The sequence below is a fragment of the Chryseolinea soli genome, assembly GCF_003589925.1.
In the GTDB taxonomy this organism is placed as follows: Bacteria; Bacteroidota; Bacteroidia; order Cytophagales; family Cyclobacteriaceae; genus Chryseolinea; species Chryseolinea soli.
This window is the reverse complement of the sequence record NZ_CP032382.1, coordinates 7,307,125-7,326,888: the sequence shown is the minus strand read 5'-3', so window position 1 is coordinate 7,326,888 and position 19,764 is coordinate 7,307,125. Positions and strand designations below refer to the sequence as shown.

General features: G+C 50.2%; 15 protein-coding genes and 1 pseudogene. 11 read left to right on the top strand and 5 right to left on the bottom strand.

Going from position 1 to position 19,764, the window contains the following annotated elements:
• Positions 1–19: 19 nt before the first annotated feature.
• A complete protein-coding gene (locus D4L85_RS30345; RefSeq protein WP_119757879.1) occupies positions 20–2,428 on the top strand; it encodes a glycoside hydrolase family 127 protein in 2,409 nt (802 codons plus the stop codon).
• A gap of 212 nt (positions 2,429–2,640) precedes the next feature.
• On the top strand, positions 2,641–4,887 hold the full coding sequence (locus D4L85_RS30340; protein WP_228450677.1) for a glycoside hydrolase family 127 protein: 2,247 nt from the start codon (positions 2,641–2,643) through the stop codon (positions 4,885–4,887).
• A 162-nt stretch (positions 4,888–5,049) separates the two neighbouring features.
• On the opposite strand, the gene D4L85_RS30335 is transcribed toward D4L85_RS30340, so the two are convergent.
• Entirely contained in the window at positions 5,050–5,940 is an 891-nt protein-coding gene (locus D4L85_RS30335; RefSeq protein WP_119757877.1) for an AraC family transcriptional regulator, read from the bottom strand.
• Positions 5,941–6,173: 233 nt separating this feature from the next.
• Here D4L85_RS30335 and D4L85_RS30330 point away from each other — a divergent pair, with 233 nt between their 5' ends.
• From D4L85_RS30330 to D4L85_RS30315, 4 genes are all read left to right on the top strand, one after another.
• Positions 6,174–8,705, top strand: a complete 2,532-nt coding sequence (locus tag D4L85_RS30330) for an alpha-L-arabinofuranosidase C-terminal domain-containing protein (RefSeq protein ID WP_119757876.1) — start codon at positions 6,174–6,176, stop codon at positions 8,703–8,705.
• A gap of 237 nt (positions 8,706–8,942) precedes the next feature.
• Positions 8,943–9,686, top strand: a complete 744-nt coding sequence (locus tag D4L85_RS30325; RefSeq protein ID WP_119757875.1) for a hypothetical protein — start codon at positions 8,943–8,945, stop codon at positions 9,684–9,686.
• Positions 9,683–10,384, top strand: coding sequence for a hypothetical protein (locus D4L85_RS30320; RefSeq protein WP_119757874.1), 702 nt, complete (start codon positions 9,683–9,685; stop codon positions 10,382–10,384). The genes D4L85_RS30325 and D4L85_RS30320 overlap by 4 nt, the downstream gene beginning before the upstream one ends.
• Positions 10,385–10,436: 52 nt before the next feature.
• Complete coding sequence (locus D4L85_RS30315; protein ID WP_160144098.1) at positions 10,437–10,967, top strand: hypothetical protein; 531 nt, start codon at positions 10,437–10,439, stop codon at positions 10,965–10,967.
• Positions 10,968–11,013: 46 nt separating this feature from the next.
• Here the strand turns inward: D4L85_RS30315 and D4L85_RS30310 are convergent, their stop codons facing one another.
• The 3 genes and pseudogenes from D4L85_RS30310 to D4L85_RS30305 all read right to left on the bottom strand — a co-directional run bounded on the left by D4L85_RS30310 (position 11,014) and on the right by D4L85_RS30305 (position 13,935).
• Positions 11,014–13,353, bottom strand: coding sequence for an ABC transporter permease (locus D4L85_RS30310; RefSeq protein ID WP_160144097.1), 2,340 nt, complete (start codon positions 13,351–13,353; stop codon positions 11,014–11,016).
• A gap of 90 nt (positions 13,354–13,443) precedes the next feature.
• Positions 13,444–13,548: pseudogene (locus D4L85_RS35180) on the bottom strand (hypothetical protein); the annotation flags it as partial.
• Positions 13,549–13,596: 48 nt separating this feature from the next.
• A complete protein-coding gene (locus tag D4L85_RS30305; protein ID WP_119757871.1) occupies positions 13,597–13,935 on the bottom strand; it encodes a PadR family transcriptional regulator in 339 nt (112 codons plus the stop codon).
• 340 nt (positions 13,936–14,275) lie between these two features.
• On the opposite strand from D4L85_RS30305, the gene D4L85_RS30300 reads away from it, so the two are divergent.
• Both D4L85_RS30300 and D4L85_RS30295 read left to right on the top strand, forming a co-directional pair.
• The gene (locus D4L85_RS30300) at positions 14,276–15,913 is read left to right on the top strand and encodes a beta-N-acetylhexosaminidase (protein ID WP_119757870.1); all 1,638 of its coding nucleotides are present in this window, start codon (positions 14,276–14,278) and stop codon (positions 15,911–15,913) included.
• Positions 15,914–16,016: 103 nt separating this feature from the next.
• The gene (locus D4L85_RS30295) at positions 16,017–16,601 is read left to right on the top strand and encodes a hypothetical protein (RefSeq protein ID WP_119757869.1); all 585 of its coding nucleotides are present in this window, start codon (positions 16,017–16,019) and stop codon (positions 16,599–16,601) included.
• A gap of 87 nt (positions 16,602–16,688) precedes the next feature.
• On the opposite strand, the gene D4L85_RS30290 is transcribed toward D4L85_RS30295, so the two are convergent.
• Entirely contained in the window at positions 16,689–17,588 is a 900-nt protein-coding gene (locus D4L85_RS30290; protein ID WP_119759005.1) for a haloalkane dehalogenase, read from the bottom strand.
• Between the two features lie 364 nt (positions 17,589–17,952).
• Here D4L85_RS30290 and D4L85_RS30285 point away from each other — a divergent pair, with 364 nt between their 5' ends.
• The 3 genes from D4L85_RS30285 (at position 17,953) to D4L85_RS30275 (ending at position 19,746) form a co-directional block, all read left to right on the top strand.
• Complete coding sequence (locus tag D4L85_RS30285) at positions 17,953–18,309, top strand: anthrone oxygenase family protein (RefSeq protein WP_160144096.1); 357 nt, start codon at positions 17,953–17,955, stop codon at positions 18,307–18,309.
• Positions 18,310–18,387: 78 nt separating this feature from the next.
• Positions 18,388–18,933 carry a hypothetical protein gene (locus D4L85_RS30280; RefSeq protein ID WP_119757867.1) on the top strand — a complete coding sequence of 182 codons (546 nt, stop codon included), beginning with the start codon at positions 18,388–18,390 and terminating at the stop codon, positions 18,931–18,933.
• Positions 18,934–19,206: 273 nt separating this feature from the next.
• A complete protein-coding gene (locus D4L85_RS30275) occupies positions 19,207–19,746 on the top strand; it encodes a carboxymuconolactone decarboxylase family protein (protein WP_119757866.1) in 540 nt (179 codons plus the stop codon).
• Positions 19,747–19,764 lie beyond the last annotated feature (18 nt).

The following is a 19,764-nucleotide window of genomic DNA, read 5'->3' as shown; positions in this document are numbered from 1 at the left end:
TAAACGTATAAAAATAGCCATGAAAATAACGACGAAAAGCGCCGCCTTTTTTTTCTGTTGCTGGACCAGCGTGTTTGCTGTGAAAGCGCAAACCGGAAAATTACAGGCTGGCGATTACCCCATACAACCCGTGCTCTTTAACGCCGTGAACCTGAAAGATAACTTTTGGGCACCGCGGATAAAAACGAATCACGAAGTCACCATTCCGTTTACGCTAGGGAAATGTGAGTCCACCGGAAGGGTAAAGAACTTTGAGATCGCCGCCGGCCTGAAGACGGGAACGTTCTGCACGGAGTTCACCTTCGACGACACCGATGTGTACAAGATCATCGAAGGCGCCAGCTACTCGCTTCAAATTTTTAAAGACCCGGCCTTGGAAGCCAAGGTCGATTCGCTGATCGACATCATCGGCAAAGCCCAGGAACCCGACGGATACATTTATACGAACCGCACCATCATGGGCGCCAATGCCCACGAATGGGCTGGCACCAAGCGGTGGGAAAAAGAAGAGATCCTCAGCCACGAACTCTACAACATCGGCCACCTCATCGAAGCCGGCGTGGCGCACTATCATGCCACGGGCAAGCGCACGCTGCTCAACATCGCCATCAAAGCCGCCGACCGTGTGTGTGCCGATTTTGGCCCCGACAAATTGCACACCTATTCCGGCCACCAGATCATCGAGCTGGCCATGGCCAAATTGTATAAAGTGACCGGCGACAAAAAATACCTGGAGACCGGCAAGTTCATCCTCGACGTGCGCGGTCCCGGCGGAGATGAATACAACCAGGCCCACAAGAAAGTGGTCGACCAGCACGAAGCCGTAGGGCATGCCGTGAGGGCGGCCTACATGTATGCCGGCATGGCGGACATTGCTGCCCTGACTTCGGATGCCCAGTATATAAAGGCCATCGACGACATCTGGGAAAATGCCGTGACCAAGAAAATTTATGTAACGGGAGGCATCGGCTCCACCGGCAACGGCGAAGCTTTTGGCGGAGACTTTGATCTTCCCAACATGTCGGCCTACAACGAGACCTGTGCTTCCATTGCCAATGTGTATTGGAACTACCGGCTGTTCCTGCTCCACGGCGATGCAAAATATTATGACGTGTTGGAGCGGACCTTGTACAACGCCTTCTTGTCGGGTGTGTCCTTGACGGGCGATCGTTTCTTTTATCCCAACCCCTTGGAGTCGCACGGCCAGCATCAGCGGAGCCCGTGGTTTGCCTGCGCGTGTTGCCCGAGCAACGTCACGCGGTTTGTGCCTTCGGTGGGTGGCTATTTCTATGCTCAAAAAGGACCGTCGATCTATGTAAACCTCTATGGCGAGAGCACGGTCAACTTTACAGTAGACAAAAATCCGGTAAAGCTCGAGCAGAAGACGAATTACCCCTGGCAAGGCGACGTGCAAATTTCAGTGACCCCCGCCAAGCCTGCGGCATTCGACGTTCGCGTGCGCATCCCGGGGTGGGCCATCGACAAACCCATCCCCGGCGACTTGTATGCTTTTCACGACAAGGCAAAGGAGCAACCCACCGTCTCCCTCAATGGCAAAGCGGTTGAATTCAAACTGGACAAAGGCTATGTGGTCTTAAACAAGAAGTGGAAAAAGGGTGATGTCATCCGCGTGAACCTGCCGATGCCGGTCCGCAAAATTCAAGGCTATGAAAAAATCGAAGCCGATAAAGACCGCTATGCATACCAACGCGGACCGCTCGTCTATTGCGCAGAGTGGCCAGACAACGCCGACAAGAAAGTGCTGAACCTCGTGATCCCCGACAATGCCACCGTGAGTGCCGTGTACGATTCAAGCTTCTTCAAAGGCATGTATGTGTTGAAAGCAAAAGGCAAATCGGCGGCACGCGTTTCGTCTACCGAAACCAAAGTCAAAGACGTGGATGTGGAGCTCATTCCCTACTTCACCTGGGCCCACCGCGGCGCCGGCGAAATGGTGGTGTGGATCCCCGACCAACCGGGCGCCGCCCAACCTACACCAGCGCCTACCGTAGCGTCGGGCAGTGTGATCTCCGCATCCCACAACTCCAGGATGCTCTCGGCTCTGAACGACCAGATGGAACCGAAGAACTCCAACGATCACAGCATTATCTACTACCACTGGTGGCCGATGAAAGACACCGTGCAGTGGGTGCAATATGATTTTGAAAAATCGTCAACAGTGGCCACCGCCAAAGTGTATTGGTTTGACGACAGCCCCTTTGGCGATTGCCGGATCCCTGCCGGGTGGAAGTTGCTTTATAAAAGTGGCGACCAATGGCTGCCCGTGAAGAATACAAAGAACTACGATGTGCTGAAAGATCAGTACTCCGAAGTGTCCTTCGAACCGGTGACAACAAAAGCGTTGCGATTGGAAGTGACCCTTCCCAAAGAACATTCTTCCGGAATTTTAGAATGGTCGGTGAATTGACGCCGCACTCAAAAGTATTGTTTAAGAATTTGTAAGCTTTTTAACGAATGGCTATGCCTGCATTTATTTTCGATCGTTTCACCCCTCGTAACCCGGTTGCTCTGATCATTCTTTCGTTGCTTTTTTCTACTTTATCTATATACATCGCCCACGGCCAATCTTATTTGCCGGACGAGCAGAATCCTCGTGTCAAAGTAAAACCGCAGGTGGATATGGCTGCATATCCGTTTGCCCTTTCGGAAGTAAGCCTGCTGCCAAGCGAGTTCACGGTGGCGCGGGATGCCGACATCAAATTTCTCTTGATGATCGAGCCCGACCGTTTGCTGTCACAATTCAGAACACACTCCGGCCTGAAACCAAAAGCAGAACGATACGGCGGATGGGAAAGCGAAGGTCTGGCGGGGCACACGCTGGGACATTACTTATCGGCCTGCGCATTGGAGTATGCTGCTTCGGGGAACCCGGAGTTTCTCAAGCGCGTGAATTATATCGTCGACCAATTGCAGGAATGCCAGGTGGCACGCAAGACGGGTTATGTCGGTGCCATACCGCGTGAGGATTCCGTTTTTATGGAGGTGTCGCAAGGGCAGATCCGTTCGCGCGGTTTTGACCTGAATGGCTCGTGGTCGCCCTGGTATACCATTCATAAAGTGATGGCGGGCTTGTTGGATGCGTATTTGTATTGCGACAATCAGAAAGCCCTCGCCATCGAACAAGGCATGGCCGACTGGACGGAGAACACACTGAAAAATCTCAGCGACGAGCAGATCCAGAAAATGTTGCTTTGCGAATACGGCGGCATGAACGAAGTGCTGGTGAACACCTATGCCTTCACCAACAACAAAAAATACCTGGAGCTCTCCTATAAATTTCACGACAAGGTAGTGCTCGACTCGCTGGCCCACCGCGTGGATATCTTACCGGGCCGGCACTCCAACACCCAAATCCCAAAAGTGATCGGCACCGTTCGTCGCTATGAGCTTACCGGCGCGAAAAGCGATTTTGTCATCGGCGATTTCTTTTGGCAAACGGTGGTCAACCACCATTCCTATGCCCCCGGTGGAAACAGCAACTACGAATACCTGAGCGAAGCCGACAAGCTCAACGACAAGCTGACGGACAACACCATGGAAACCTGCAACACCTACAACATGCTCAAGCTGACCCGGCACCTGTTTGCGTTGCAGCCTTCGGCGGCGTTGATGGAATACTACGAGCGCGGTTTGTACAACCACATCCTCGCTTCTCAAAATCACAAGACCGGCATGATGTGCTATTTCGTACCCCTGCGCATGGGAACGCGCAAAGAGTTCAGCGATGAGTTCAACACCTTTACGTGCTGCGTGGGATCGGGCATCGAGAATCATGTGAAATACGGTGAGAGCATTTATTTTAGGGGAAAAGATGGGAGCGTGTACGTGAACCTTTTCATTCCCTCGGTTTTGAATTGGAAGGAAAAAGATTTTCAGTTGACACTAACCAGCAACATTCCCCAGGAGAAAACGATCAAGCTTACCGTGCAGACCCCCCGTGCACAGGCAAGAATCCTGCGCATCCGGAAGCCCCAATGGGCACCCCGGGAAATCGCGGTTCGGGTGAACGGCAAGGCTATACCGGCCACCGTTCAGCCGGATGGATACATCACCGTATCACAAAAATGGAAAAACAACGACGTGATCGAGATCGATCTGGAATCATCGCTGCATGCTGTGGCCATGCCCGACAATGCGGACCGGCGCGCATTCTTCTATGGCCCCGTGCTCTTAGCCGGAAACCTCGGCACGTCGGAACCCGACCCCACCACCGGCATCCCGGTCTTGGTCTCGAACGAAACGGATGTGAGCAAATTCTTTGTAACCCAATCCAAAGACAACCTGACGTTCAAAACCAATAAGATCGGTTCTCCCACCGACGTCACCCTCCAACCTTTTTATAGTGTCGACGACGCCTACTATTCGGTGTACTGGGATGTGTTCTCCCCACAGGCATGGAAAGACGAACAGCATCGCTACGAAGAGAAAAAGCGGTTGGCCTATGAACTGGAAAAAAGTACCGTCGATGAATTACGCGTAGGCGAGATGCAGCCCGAACGCGATCACAACTTCACCGGCCAAAACCTCGAGACCGGCGAATCGCACACCCGTAAATTCCGGGTCGCTAATGACGGAGGATCGTTCAGTTTCAATATGAAAGTGGTTCCGGGTTTCTCTTACAACCTGATCGCTACCTATTGGGGCATGGACAATCGCGGTCGTAATTTTGACATCCTGGTGGACGGCGAGAAGATCGCCAGCGTGGATCTCAACAAATTTAAAGAAAGCAAGTTCTACGATATTTCGTACAAGGTTCCGACAAACCTGGTGGAAGGAAAATCCAATATCAAGATCACGTTCCAGGCCAAAACCAAGAATCAGGCTGGCCCTGTGTTTGGTGTTCGTCTGGTGAAGGAATCCCGTTGAAATGAGGACGGCGCCGTGAATAGGACTTCGCGCCCTTCGTCTTTAAGGAGCGTTAATTTGATGCTACAGGAGGACTACAGTGCTTTCACCTATTCGTTGCATTCAAGCCCTACGGGCTTATTCAGTTTAACGCCTAGAATTTTCTCTTCACGCCTTTGCCGTTTATGCGTGCACCAGGATATCCTTTTTGTTTTCGTGGAGCTTTTTAAATTCTGTGGGCGTGATGGAGCAAACCGATCTGAACTTGCGATTGAAATTCGACAGGTTATTGAACCCCACCTCGATGGAGATCTGGGAGATGCTGAGATCGTTTTGTTGTAAAAGTTTTCGCGCATGTCCGATGCGGATCTCGGTGAGGAAATCGACATACGATTTGCGCGTGCGTTTTTTGAAATAGCGACAGAAAGAATTGGTGGTCATGTGCGCCAGGTCGGCCACTTCATCCAGCGAAATTTTGCGATGGAATTCATTCATGGTGAACCGGTAGATGTCGGCCAGCTTGCGGCCATCCAATTCATCAAATTCGTTGTATACCCCGGAAGAGGCGAGGGGCTCCATGTTCTTGTGCGCCGATAAAATATTCAGAAGCTTGAGCAACACGATGAGGCGGTCCATTCCCGTTTTCCGGAACATGCATTTCATGAGTTGGGCAATGCGGCTTTTGATCGGTTCCTGAATAAACAGGCCCCGTTCGCTTTGCTTGGAGAAATCGCTCAGGTGCGAAAGCTCGGGCATCGACAGAAACGTATCGCCAAAAGATTTCCATTCGAAGAACACCGTGAGGGAGTGCGCTTGTCCTTCTTGTGGGTTGTCGTAATATTTTTGATCGTTCCGGAACACGTGTGGCAGGTTGGGGCCGATCAGGAAAATGTCGCCGGGTTTAAACGCCCCGATGAAATCTCCCACGATCACTTTTCCTTCGCTGTTCAGGATGAGGGTGAGCTGTATTTCCGGGTGTTGATGAAGATTGTCGTAAAAGTGGATTTCCCGATCCTCTTGCAGCCGGAAAGACTCCTGTGAAGTCTTTGGGATCTTAAAGGGTAAAATCTTCATAATGGTGGGGAGGGTTAATTCTGTAGATAAATATTCGTAAAAAATTAATAATTGTCAAATGTACAGTTAATAAAGTATCAGGGTAGGATAATATCAGATCACTCCGGAAAGGACTTTTCTGTTGTACTACCCTATCCTAAGGTATGCCGCAATCATTTGAATACGGGTAAAATCGTATCGATGGCAGACAAAATACGCAAAACGGGCACAACACACGAAGGCTACCTTTAAGCATGAAGCGAAGGTTAAGTTCTTTACTGTTCATCGCGCTCTGGAACTTGTGCCCGGCGCAATCGCCCACCATTGTCGTGGAGGGCAACAAGCCCGGAGCGAGAGTATCTGCAGAGCTGCACGGCATTTTTTTCGAGGAGATCAGCCATGGGGGCGAGGGCGGGTTGTATGCCGAGCTCATCCAAAACCGGGGATTTGAAGAAAGCCGGATCCCCGAAGGCTGCACACTAGATTCGGGTTTTATCATCCCACCCCGAACGCCACACTATGGAGCGGGACGTGTAGTGGATTGGAAGATGCCCTTTGAAGCAAAGACCGACTATCCTGCATGGTCCCTGCAGACGCAAGACTCAGAGGCAACGATTGCACTCGATTTCACCAACCCACTCTACAAAGAAACGCCCCGATCGCTGCGGGTAGACATTGCCCGCATCGGGAAGGCTGGCAAGGTGGCGGTTGTCAACGAAGGTTTTTGGGGTATTAACATCGACGAAGGGGCGACGTATGAACTGACATTTTATAATCGCACACGGAATTACAAAGGGAACATCACGGCCAGGCTAGTGGGCCAAGACGGAAAAATATTAAGCGAAAAGATTTTTGAAAAAATAAATGCGCTCCACTGGACAAAATTTACCACCACGCTGAGCGCAAAAGCCTCTGATGAGAGGGCTACATTTCAGTTGTCCTTCTCCGAGACCGGCACGGTGTGGCTGGAGTTTGTCTCGCTCTTTCCAACAAGGACTTTCAAGAACAGGAAGAACGGCTTGCGACCGGACCTCGCACAATACCTGGCAGATCTCAAACCCGCTTTTGTCCGGTGGCCCGGGGGATGTTTTGTGGAAGGCATCAGCACGCAGAGCGCTCCAAACTGGCGCCGGTCGCTCGGTCCGGTGGAACAGCGCTCCGGAACCTACAGCCCCTGGGGATATTGGTCGAGCGATGGGTTGGGCTATCACGAGTTCCTCCAGTTTTGTGAAGACATAGGCGCCAATGCCATGTATGTCTTCAACTGCGGCATCGCTTGTGAAATGAGGAGCGGTGTGTATGTGGAGGATAAAGATGTCGGCCCCATTTTGGCGGATGTGCTCAACGCGATAGAATATGCGATCGGCCCCAAGGAATCGACCTGGGGAGCGTTGCGCGCCAGGAATGGGCATCCCGAACCTTTTCCCTTGCACTATGTGGAAGTGGGGAATGAGCAAGTAGGAGAGAAGTACGGCAAGCGTTTCAATATTTTTTACGAGGCCATAAACGCCAGGTATCCTGAATTGGAAATCGTAGCGGCCATGGGCATCGCGCATTTGAGCAAACCCACGATTGCGTCGATCCAAAAAATGGACCTGGCCGACGAGCATGCCTACAAAGCGGCCGGCTGGGCCATGACCTACCCTGACTGGTACGACAAATACGAACGGAAAGATTGGAAGCTATACATAGGCGAATATGCCTGCAACGGCGGTGTCGGTTCGGGAAACATGACGGCAGCCCTCAACGACGCCACGTTCATACTCGGCCTGGAACGAAACTCGGACCTGATCACGATGAGCAGCTACGCACCACTCCTGGAGAACATCAACGACACCGACTGGCCCGTAAACCTGATCCGCTTTGACCAGGCAAGAAGCTTTGCCCGCATTTCTTATTACGCCATCCAGATGCTGAACGAGAACAAAGCGTCGATCAACCTCACGACAAAAGTAGATGCGCCCGTTGACAACGACACGCCGGCCTTCCAGGGAAACGTTGGCTTCAGCACGTGGGACACACAAGCTGAATATAAAGACATCGAGGTGATCAAAGACGGCCAGACGATTTACAAGGGTGATCTGGGAACGGGGCAAGAATGGAATTTTGAAGGAGGGCAATGGTCGACACACGACAACGTCCTGGCCCAGACCCAGGATGGCGCCTGGCCACTGGCGACGCTAAAAGATAAATTGTTTGATCGCTATGTCCTGAAAGTGAAAGCAAAGAAAACCGGTGGCACCAACGCCTTCATGATCCCCTTTGCGATGCGCGACAATCAAAATTATCTCCGCGCGCACATTGGCGCCTGGGTGAACAAGATCGCGGCCTTCGAAAGTGTGACGAAAGGCGCCGACGCCATCGTTTCTCAACCCGTTCGTCTTGAAAATGCTATTGAATTGAATCGCTGGTATGCCATCGAGCTTCACGTGAACAACAACACCGTGGAATGCTTCCTGGATGGAAAACTCCTGATGACCTACACCAAACCCAAAGACTTCTTCGGCATTGCGGGCCGCGATGAGAAGACAAACGAAATCGTGATCAAAGTGGTGAACGCAACAGGGGAGAAGCGAAAAGTTCTTTTAACGATCAACAACGCTTCGCTGGAAAATACGGGAAAGGCCATTACACTTTCTTCCGGTTCGCCTGAGGATGAAAACTCTTTTGCTCAACCACGCCAATTCATTCCCCAGGAAACAACTTTCGGAGGTATCGCTTCAAATTTTGAATATCAATTCAAGCCGTGGTCGATTACGGTCCTAAGGCTGAAGGAGAGACGATAGGTTGTCGATACAAACGAGACCGGCCGGACGCCCGTTGGCCCCAATACTTGCTAATATTCTATTGGCTTCAGGTAATTTTTGGAAATGTTACCGGGTAAAAACGCACTATTTTTGAATTGCCGAAGTTTTAGTTTGGGTATATTTCTTACTTTTGGTAAAGGGCGATCGTAAAGCACGGTTGCCTTTTTTTATGACAGATCGTCCCGCGACTGCTGCTGACATTTTAACATCTTTTGAATGACGTTATACGAGAGATATCTGACCGGCGAAACAGAAGCTGTTTATGCTGACATCGAAAAATTAGGCGACGATGCACTCCGGTCGCGTCACTATCCCGAAGTCGAAAAGGTGCTTATAGAAACTTTTGAAAGGGTTGCCTTTAATCTTGACGTCATTTACAAGGAACTTTTGGCGATCAACTACCTTTTCAAAACGAAGTTCGACTATAATTCTGAAAGACCTTTGGTAAAGCCACTGGCAAATACGGACGAACTGTTGACAAAATTAGACAAAGCCATGATCCCGTTTGGGTTTGTGCCTCAATCGTTGAAGACTTTTTATAAGATTGTCGGAGCCTGCAATTTTGCATGGGACTATGATACAAATGAGAATTTTATTTGGAATTGCGCCGACCCGATACAAATAATGAGTCTGGACGACCTTGTTTCCTATGTGGCCGGCGAAGACGGCATTTTTGAATTAACGGAAGGGTTTGAGAACGATGGTGTTGCTGCCCTGCAGCTTTCAGCCGACTATTTGCATAAGGATAATATTAGTGGTGGAATGGCTTATTCTTTGAAACTCACAGACAAACCGAGCGTTGATGGACAATTTTTAAATGAAGAACACAATACAACGTTCATAAATTACTTAAGAATTTGTTTTGACAATTGTGGGTTCTCTAGAATTACTGATCCGGAGAATGGTAATGACTATCAAGCCTTTTTTGATAAAGTTGAACCTCAACTGAAGAGGATATGACTGCGACCGGGTATGTACTTTCGATACTTCTGCTGCTGGTATGTTTTACCGGTGTTTTGGGACAAACCAGCATCAAGCAAATTGAAGTTGAACTAAAGGATGTTGCAGTAAAATTTGATGGTTGTGAAATAGGAAGAGAGCATGCCGACAGACTGATTTCCAGCCGGACAATTAGTTTTCCCATGAACATTGAATCGACGTTGACCTTGAGGAAATTATTGGAAATTGAATGCGGCGTAATGGACGATATCTATGACAGCGGGACCTGTCTTCAATACGAGGGCGAGGCTGAATGTTTCTACAAGGCCATGCAGGCGGAAATAGAGAAAAGATGGGGGAAAGATTTTCTAACGAGCCAACAACGTATTGCGAATAGACTGGACAAGGAAGGCAAAGGATACATTGAACCACAGGGGAATGGCCTTCAAGCATTACTTAGCGCCTATTTGAGTCAGTACGCCCCCGGTCGAGATCCTCAGAGAGCCTATTCGATCGTTCTAAAAATATCTCCTGATAAAAGGGTATTGGATTTCGAAGTTTTTCACGGTGGGTTATTCGTTGCTCAGCCCATCGAGCGGAACTCCAAGGACTATACGTTCATTAAGGGAGTTCTGAATAGCATTCAGATCGATTGCGAGCCGGCGCGGTTGAGGGGGAAACCCGTGGAATCCTTGATTAATCTTCGTGCATGTTTTTAAGAGAATGAGAGCTAAACCTGGCAGTAATGGAATCAATGCAACACGAAAATAAATGAAGACGGTACTACTATTGATCGTTGGAGTTTTTTTGACCCTGGACAATTTCGGGCAGTCGACTAACGACGACAGGCATAGACCCCAATTCTATGACTCGACCATCAACGGCTTGCAGCTGAGAGATCCGGCGTCAATCGAAAGGATTATGGGGATAACCGACAACATCGTCGACAATGAAAGCGAGAGAGCCGAAGTTATAAATGAAACGGGAAATCAACTGTTGACCATGATATTTCATCCCGGCGATGTTGTCAATCAATTTTCGGAATACAAGGTCGAGTACAATAAGGAGCGGAAACTTCCCAAACTTCGGATCAACGAAAAGGAATTTATTACCGGCAAAGGCATCCGGCTGGGGATAACCAAAGAACAGCTATCCGAAACTTTAGGCCAGCCCAAGGATAAGAAGCAAGAAGACACTTGGATGTATTATTACAAACAGGAAAACGGACTCTTATACTTTGGCAGTTACTATTTTCAAGATGGAATGCTGGCAGAGTTTTGGTTTGGAGAAGAATATCCTTGACGTTGCGGCCCGGAGAAAGAGCCTGATGAACTCTCCCGGGCCGTTACTATTCATTTTTCAATCGAACCGCCGGACTTTCCCGCGCCGTCTTCCAGCCGTGATAAAGAACAATAACGATAGCGATCACAAGTATCATCACCCCACCTGAGGCAAACATCCACCAACTTAAAGGTACAGCATAACTGATGTTGGAAAGCGCCCATTGCGCGATGAAGAACGACAACGGGATGACCATGAGCAGTGCAATCAACACCGGCCTGAGGAAGTCCTGCGACAGCGAAACGAAAACACGAAGCATGCTCGCGCCAAATACCTTCCGGATGCTCATCTCTTTGCTTCTTCGTTCCGCCACAAAGCCCGACAAGCCGAACAGCCCCAGGCACGAAATAAAGATGGTCATGCCGCCAAAGATGGAGATCATCAAGCTCGTATCTGAAATTTCATTGAACCGGTGCTGATATTCATCTTTCGTAAAAGAAAAACGGAAAGGAAACTCCGGGCTGACACTTTTTGCGATCTTCTCAATACGATCGACGGTTTGACGCCACTGCGGGTCGTTTTGCACACGGAGGTAGAGATGATTCATTCGCGACGGATTTAAGTAAAGCGCCATCGGTGCAATTTTCCCAAAGGGATTATTGAAAACATAGTTTCGAAACACGCCGATCACCTCGTGACCACCGACCATGGCTCCAACGGGATTTTGTAAACCCATTTGTGCTACGGCTGTTTCATTGAGAATGCAACGGCTCAGGTCACCGGCATAAGCGGGGTCGAAATCCCTGCCCTGTACCATCGAAACACCGATTGTTTTGCTCCAGTCATACTCCACATCACCGACCACTACCGAAAGATCTTCCCCTGGGCGTTTTCCTGGCCAGTCCATTCCCGTGACCGCGCCGCCGGAATACAATATGTTGCCCGACACACCCGTTGCCGAGCGTACATTGGGGATTTTCAAGGCTTCTGTTTTGAGGTATGCAAATTTTGCAGACAGGGCTGAGTCCAGTTGAATATCGATGAGGTTGGCCTGCTCGTAGCCGATGGGGCGGTTTCTGACATGCTCAAATTGAGCATACATGATGATGGTGCCGATGAGAAAGAACACGGAAATGACAAACTGAAAAGTCACCAACGCCCTGCGCAGCCCGCCCCCCTTGCCACTGACCATCCTGCCTTTCAAAACCCGGGCGGGCACAAAGCGGCTCAGGAACAGCGAGGGATAGCTTCCGGCCAGCAGCGCGGTGACGACCCCAATGCCAAGCGTCCACAATCCGATGGGCAAGCTGGTGAAATCAAAATGAATCTTCGAATGCGTCAGCGTGTTGAATGAAGGAATGATCAGCACCGTCAGTGCCAATGCCGTGAACAACGACAGGAAGGTCATCACAAAAGATTCGTTCAGAAACTGGTAAATGATCCACCGCCGCGAAGCGCCTAGCACTTTTCTGACACCCACTTCTCTTGCCCGGTGTTCGGATTGTGCGGTGGCCATGTTCATAAAATTGATGCACGCAACCAGCAGCATAAATACACCAAACCCGATCAGCATGCGGACCGCCGTGATTCTACCACCGTCGGGATGGCCATTGGAGAAACTGCCATACAAGTACAATTTTTTGAGAGGATAAGCGAACTGCGAAACCATTTTGTCGTTTGATCGCTGTTGAATCAATTCAGTTATCTTCTGATTGAACGATGGAATATCGGCCGCGGGCTGAAGTTGCATCCAGGTCATGATCCGGTTGTCGTCCCATTTTTTGAGCCAGTCGTTTTCGTTTTCAAAGAGCGCGAAGGGAATCACCATTCCGAATTTCAGGGTACTATGGTCAGGGATGTTCTCTATCACGGCGCCCACCGTGAGGGAATGATGCCGGTTGAACAAGATCGGTTTTCCGATGGGGTTCTCATCGGCGAAAAGTTTCTTCGCCATGTCTTTGGTGATCGCGATAGCAGAATTGCTTTCCAAGACGCTGACCACGTCCCCGGTGAGCGATGGGAACGTCATGATCTTGAAGAGATCGGGATCGGCGTAAATGCCCGACTCGTACGAGATCTTGTTGTTGACCACGATTTGCTGTTCATCGAACGGGGCCACTCTCGCGGCATATTTTACCTCCGGAAATTCCGTTCGCAACGCTTCCGCCATGGGCCCTGCGGTGGACCATCCCGTGGAAATACCTTCGTTCGTTTTTTGATTTTTCATCAACAAGTAGGTGTCCGCAAGATTCGTATGAAACTGGTCATACTTGAATTCATTTATGACCACCAACAAAATGAGGATGCTGGTAGTAAGCCCCAGGGTAAGCCCCGAAATATTGATGAGCGAGGAGACTTTATTTTTTAGCAAAGTTCTCCAGCTCATTTTAAAGTAACTTCTCAACATAAAATAGGCGGCTGATTTTGAACGATCATGATGTTTTCTTTTTCCAAAGGGACGAAGTAAAGTGAATACCGTCCACACATATCTCCGACGAGCCTTTTGGATGCCGTATGCTTCTTTCCATTGAATAAAGAATTCCAGTAAGTCACCCTCAACTTCCTCGAGGCTGTCGGTGGATGCGAATTTCCGAAGAAGCATTTGTGCCCAACGTGGGGGCCTGTTGTGTTCTGGTGCCATGCGTTTGATTTAATTTCCGGATAGGCCTATTACTTTTGGGGGCAAAACTTTCCAGAGTTTCTCCCGCAGCTCTTTCAGTTCGCGCAGGGTTCGGCTGCCCAGTGCCGTTATTCTAAAATATCTTTTTCGCCGGCCACCCCGTTCGGCGGTGGCGCCAGCCATCTTTGAAGTGATCAGTCCTTTTTCTTCCAGGCGTTGCAGCGTGGTGTGCACGGTATTGAAACCGACCTTTCGCCCGGTTTGCTTTTCAATTTCCTGGGTGATCGTCACACCATAGGCATCCTCTTCCAGGAGGGCCGTTATAAGAAGAACGATCTCTTCAAATTCGCCTATCGATGTTCTTTTCATATAGCGTCTTCGATTATATCTGATTTTGTCGATCAAATATAATGCCATCGCGTCAAACCGCCTTCATGAATTGATAAATCGACGAGGCGCATCACACCGACGTTCAACAACGAACAGTTTGTCGTTTAATTCGGACAATGCGTTTGAGGGACAACGTCGGATACGTGATGCTCTTTGTGTGTCTTGCGTGTGTCTTCTTAGTGTATTCTCCACACTTGACCACTCATGTATCTAAATCGCCGGCCTGCGCGTGTGCTTTGTCGCACACGCTAAAATTTCGAGGTGATCGTATGATAATTAAAGCAATGTTGCTATCATTATCGCTCAATTTAAATCCCCTATGACCAGGTTCTTCTCTATCTCCCAAACACTGTTCTTTATTTTGGTTGTCGCCGTGACGGCGTCTTGTAAACGAGCAAAAGATGCATCACCCGAAGCCATCGCCCAATTTCAAAATGTCATCCCCAAACCCGACTCCACCGTACTTGAAGGAAAAGCATTTGAGTTGACAAAGGAATCGGCCATCACGATCTCCGGCGCTGACATCCAACCCATCGGACAATACCTGGCCGATATGTTGAACAAAGGCACGGGATTCAGCCTGTCGTTGAAAACAAGCGAGAAAGCTCCTGAATCTGGAATATTCTTGACCACGGCATCCGCCGACACCACGTTGGGCAACGAAGGATACACGCTCACCATCACGAGCGACCTGGTGACCATTGCCGGAAAACCGGCCGGTCTTTTTTATGGACTCCAAACCCTCCGCCAGTTGCTTCCCGCAGCCATCGAAAAAGCACCCGCGGCTTCTGCGCAACCGGCATGGGAAATTGCCACCGGCACCATTCGCGACGTGCCGTTGTATAGCTGGAGAGGATCGATGCTGGATGTGGCGCGCCACTTCTTTGGCATGGACGATGTGAAGCGTTACATCGACCTGATCAGCTACTATAAAATGAACATCCTTCACCTGCACCTCAGCGACGACCAGGGATGGCGCATCGAGATCAAATCGTGGCCCAACCTGACCAAACACGGCGGCAGCACACAAGTGGGTGGCGGCAAGGGCGGCTTCTTCACGCAAGAGCAATACGGCGAGTTGGTGGCTTATGCCAAGAGCCGCTTCATCACCATCGTTCCCGAGATCGACATGCCGGGCCACATCAACTCGGCGCTGGCGTCGTATGGAGAACTCAACGGGGGCATACAAGTTCCCAAGGAAGGAAGAATTGAATTAGACTTGTCTTCGCCCGACATCCTGGGTACCAAGACCAAACCGACCCAGTTGTATACCGGCCGGGAGGTAGGCTTCAGTACGCTTCGCTACAACAAGGAAGAGACCTTCAAATTTATCAATGATGTAGTGCGCGAGCTTAGCGCCATCACACCCGGTCCCTATTTCCACGTCGGCGGCGATGAAGCGCACGTCACCAAGAAAGAAGAGTATATCCAGTTTGTGAACCGCTTCACGGAGATCGTAAAATCCAACGGCAAGAAGATGGTGGGCTGGGAAGAAGTGTCCCAGGGCAACGTCGATAGTAACGTGATCGTTCAACACTGGAGCAAAGAAAAATATGCCCTGGAAGCGGTTCAAAAAGGAAGCCTGCTCATTATGTCGCCGGCCAATAAAGCGTACCTCGACATGCAATACGACTCCACTTCCCGCATCGGCCTGCATTGGGCAGCGTACATCGAAGTGGACTCTGCCTACAACTGGGATCCGCTCACCTACTCGCACGGCATCAACCGCGAAAACGTCTTGGGCGTGGAGGCCCCGCTGTGGACGGAGACCGTCGAGAACATGAACGACATCGAGTATCTCGTGTTCCCCCGACTCCCCGGTTATGCTGAACTGGGATGGTCTACGGGCGAAAAAAGCTGGGACGAGTATAAAGTGCGCCTGGGCAAACACGCGCCGCGCTTTAAGGCTTGGGACATTGACTACTACAAGTCCGCCAAAGTGCCCTGGGTGGAGTAGTGGGTTGGGATTATCCGCAATGAATTGATTAAAAAAATGAATATCTTCACCAACGCCTGCCGCCCACCGCGGCGGGCGTTGAAACTTTAAAACATTCACGGATATGAAAACCTTTCTTTTTGGTTCATTCGTCCTCGCCAGCCTGATGGCGGCGGCACAAATTCCCTCACCCGAAGTCCAAATCAAGCTTGCCACCCTGGCGGCACCGGCAGAACTGCGCGACAAAGCGCAGGTGTATGGTTACAATGAAAAAGGCGAACTGGTGGTATTGCGGAAAGGTGAAAATGGAATGATCTGCCTCGGCGACGATCCGAACCAGGCAGGGCTCAGCGTGTCGTGCTATCACAAAGACCTGGAACCCTTTATGGCCCGCGGACGCGAACTAAAAAAGGAAGGAAAAAAGAACGACGAGGTATTTACCATCCGCGAGCAGGAAGTGAAGTCCGGCAAATTGGTAATGCCCAAATCGCCGTCGACCTTGTATGTTTACTCTGCCAAGGACGATCAATACGACAAAACCACAGGCGAAGTAAAAGATGGCTACCTGCGCTATGTGATCTACATTCCCTATGCCACCGCCGAATCGACCGGACTGCCCCTGCAGCCCTCAACACCCGGCATGCCGTGGATCATGGACCCCGGCACTCACCGCGCGCACATCATGATCAACCCCGCCCAGAAAAATTAGCAAAAGAACACGAGCGTAGGAGAGATGCGGTCGTCACTAAATCATCCCAGGATCAACTGCGGTTCAATATGATTGCCGGCGAGTGACTCAATTCAATCCCTGCACCCAGACCGAAATAGCAACCCCAATCTCATCAGGCGAATCTTCCTGCAGATTATGAGAACCGGCAACTACGACATGGGTTTGGTTGGGCCACGCTTTACAAAAGGTCTTATCAACCTCCGATAGCGTTCCAGGAGTTGCTTCGATGAACAATTTGGGGATGTTGCTGTGCGCCATAAATTCATCATACTGGTTAACAACATCGACCATGTGCGGAGGCTCGTTCTCCATGGGCAATTGTCGCGCCCAATTCAGCATGACCCTTCGTCCTTCACCAGGCTCCAGAAAGGGACGACGATAGTTGTCCATCTCTTCCTGCGACAAAGGACGGAGAACCGTTCTCGGAAGATTGAACTCGATAAAAGAATTGTTTTGCAAGACCATTTCTTCTCCCTGTTCGGATCGCATCTTCTGAAATATTTCCTGCGCGAAGGGTGGCACTTCCTTCCAGAGGCGCGGCCTGAGGATGGCTTCCATATAGACAATACCTTTCACCGCGTCGGGATGGGAGCGCGTCCAATTAAAAGCGAGCGCCGATCCCCAGTCGTGAACAACGAAGATGATGTTCTTTTTTATGTTCAGCGCCTTCAAAAGGCCATCCAGATATTTTTCATTGTTGTCGAACGTGTTGGCGGTGGGGTCGGAGAGTTTTTGGGAATCGCCCATCCCGACAAGATCCGGGGCAATGCAGCGGCCAAGGTCTTGCACATGGGGAATGATGTTGCGCCAGATGTAGGATGAAGTAGGATTTCCGTGCAAGAAAACAATGGGATCTCCCGTGCCGGTCTCGACATAGGCCATCCGCACACCATCGACCATTTGAAATTTCTTCTCATAGGGAAAAGCAGCCCTCCCGGGCGCTTCTTGTTTTTTTGTCGTTTCCATTTTTACTGCATTTTGAGGTTGATCTGATTTTTGACTGGGTTTTGTCTGCGCCCACAAAGGCACCGTTATAGACAGGAATCCACACAGGACCCATGCCGGTTTGATTTTTGATTTCATTTGATTTTTTTTCTACAAAAATCCACAACCTCGCATTTCAGCCATTGTAAAAAATCATTGATTTTCAGTACGGCAGGATTTAGTATCTTTAGATAAAGCTATCCCGCGTGCCCCCCTTAGGGATAGGTTCACCACCTCAAATTTTTTCCCCATGTCAAAATTTATTGTCCGGTTTTTTAATGTAGTTCTTGCCGGGATAATGGCAGGGATTGTCTTCGGGATATGGTTGGGCTGCGATCCGAAAAAAATGTCTTTTTCGGGATATGTGGAATATCAGCAAGGCCTCATCAACGCCTTTAATGTCTTGATGCCGCTATTGGGCCTGGTGGTTATTTTGCTCACACTGCTCTCGGCGATTCTACAACGGGAAGACAAGGGCACATTCATAGCCCTTCTCCTGGCGATGGCCCTGTTGGTATTGAGCGGTCTGATCACCCGGTTTGGAAACCAACCGATCAATGCCATCGTCATGACCTGGCACCCCGACAGCCCACCCAGCGATTGGATGACATTAAGAGACAAATGGTGGTCACTTCACATCGTCAGGACCCTGGCCATAGGCACGTCCTTCTGTTTGGTCACCGGATCGGGTCTTCGGCGATGAGCGCCGCATCGGGAAAGCGGATTTTGAAATTTTGAATTATTTCGATAAACTACGTACAGCAATCTCCCGCAAGAAGTTTTGAAAAGATCCTTTTCCATTCTCCTGCTCTCGGTATTCCTCTTCGATGTCGTGGGATACTACCCCGTTTTTTGGGGGCTGAAATACCGCGCCCGGATGGAAATGAATCAACGGCTTGACGATGAGAACTACAACACAGACGAAACCGTAACCATCAAGATCCCCCTCACCGTTCCCTACAACACCTTCGGCCAGGACTACGAACGCATGACCGGCTCCTTTGAACACCACGGTGAATTCTTCAACCTCGTAAAACAAAAACTGGAAAAAGACACCCTCTACATCGTCTGCATCAAAGACCACAAGGAAAAACAACTGCACGCAGTGATGACAGATTTCATAAAACTGTCCACCGACCTCCCCACGTCCTCCCAACAAACCCTGAAATTACTGAGCGGCCTCATCAAAGACTACATCCCCGCCACCCCACAGACACTTACCCCAAATCGCGAAGGCCACTCCCTCACCTTTGGCCCAACACCCCACTTTAACCTGTTGGCAAACAATCTCCCCGTACCAACACCACCCCCGGACTTTCTCGCCTAAAAAACACGGCGCACCACTGACTTCAACAAACCGTTGATCTCACTACGCACTTGGCAACGAACAATCGAAAGATTTTCACACGCATCATTGCCCCGAGCCTATCTCGAGTGTCCCCGTGTCTCCACACCCAACACCCACAACTAATTCCAATCACAGCCTACTGGCTACTAAATACTGGCTACTGGATACTGGCTACTGAATTCCGCCTCCCGAATTCTGGCTCCTGGCTTCTGGCTCCTGGCTCCTGAATACTCAATACTAAATACTATTCCCATGCCCCACATCCAACTCCTCAACGACCAACTCCCCGGCATCGTCGGCCTGCTCGACTACCGCAGAGAAACCGCCCAACCCCTCAGCGCTCTCGCCGAGATCCTTCTGCGCGGCGACTCCACCCTCAGCAGCGGCGAACGCGAAATGATCGCTTCGTATGTCTCCTTTAAAAACGAATGCCACTTCTGCCATTCCTCGCACGGCGCAGCAGCCGCGGCGCACCTGAACAAAGACGCTAACTTTCTCGACGACATCAAACTGGGATTCGTCAAGACCCCCGTCTCCGCCAAGCTGCGCGCACTGTTGAACATTGCCGCCCACGTGCAACAGGGAGGTAAAAAAGTAACGGAAGCCGATGTAGCGGCCGCGCGAAAAGAAGGTGCTACCGACCGCGAGATCCACGACACGGTTTTGATTGCCGCTGCCTTCTGCATGTATAACCGGTATGTAGATGGACTCGGCACATGGGCACCTCCTGGAAACGATGCGTATATGCCCATGGGCGAGAGACTTGCCAAGGAAGGCTACATGGGGTATTGAGATTTTCTTTATTAAAAT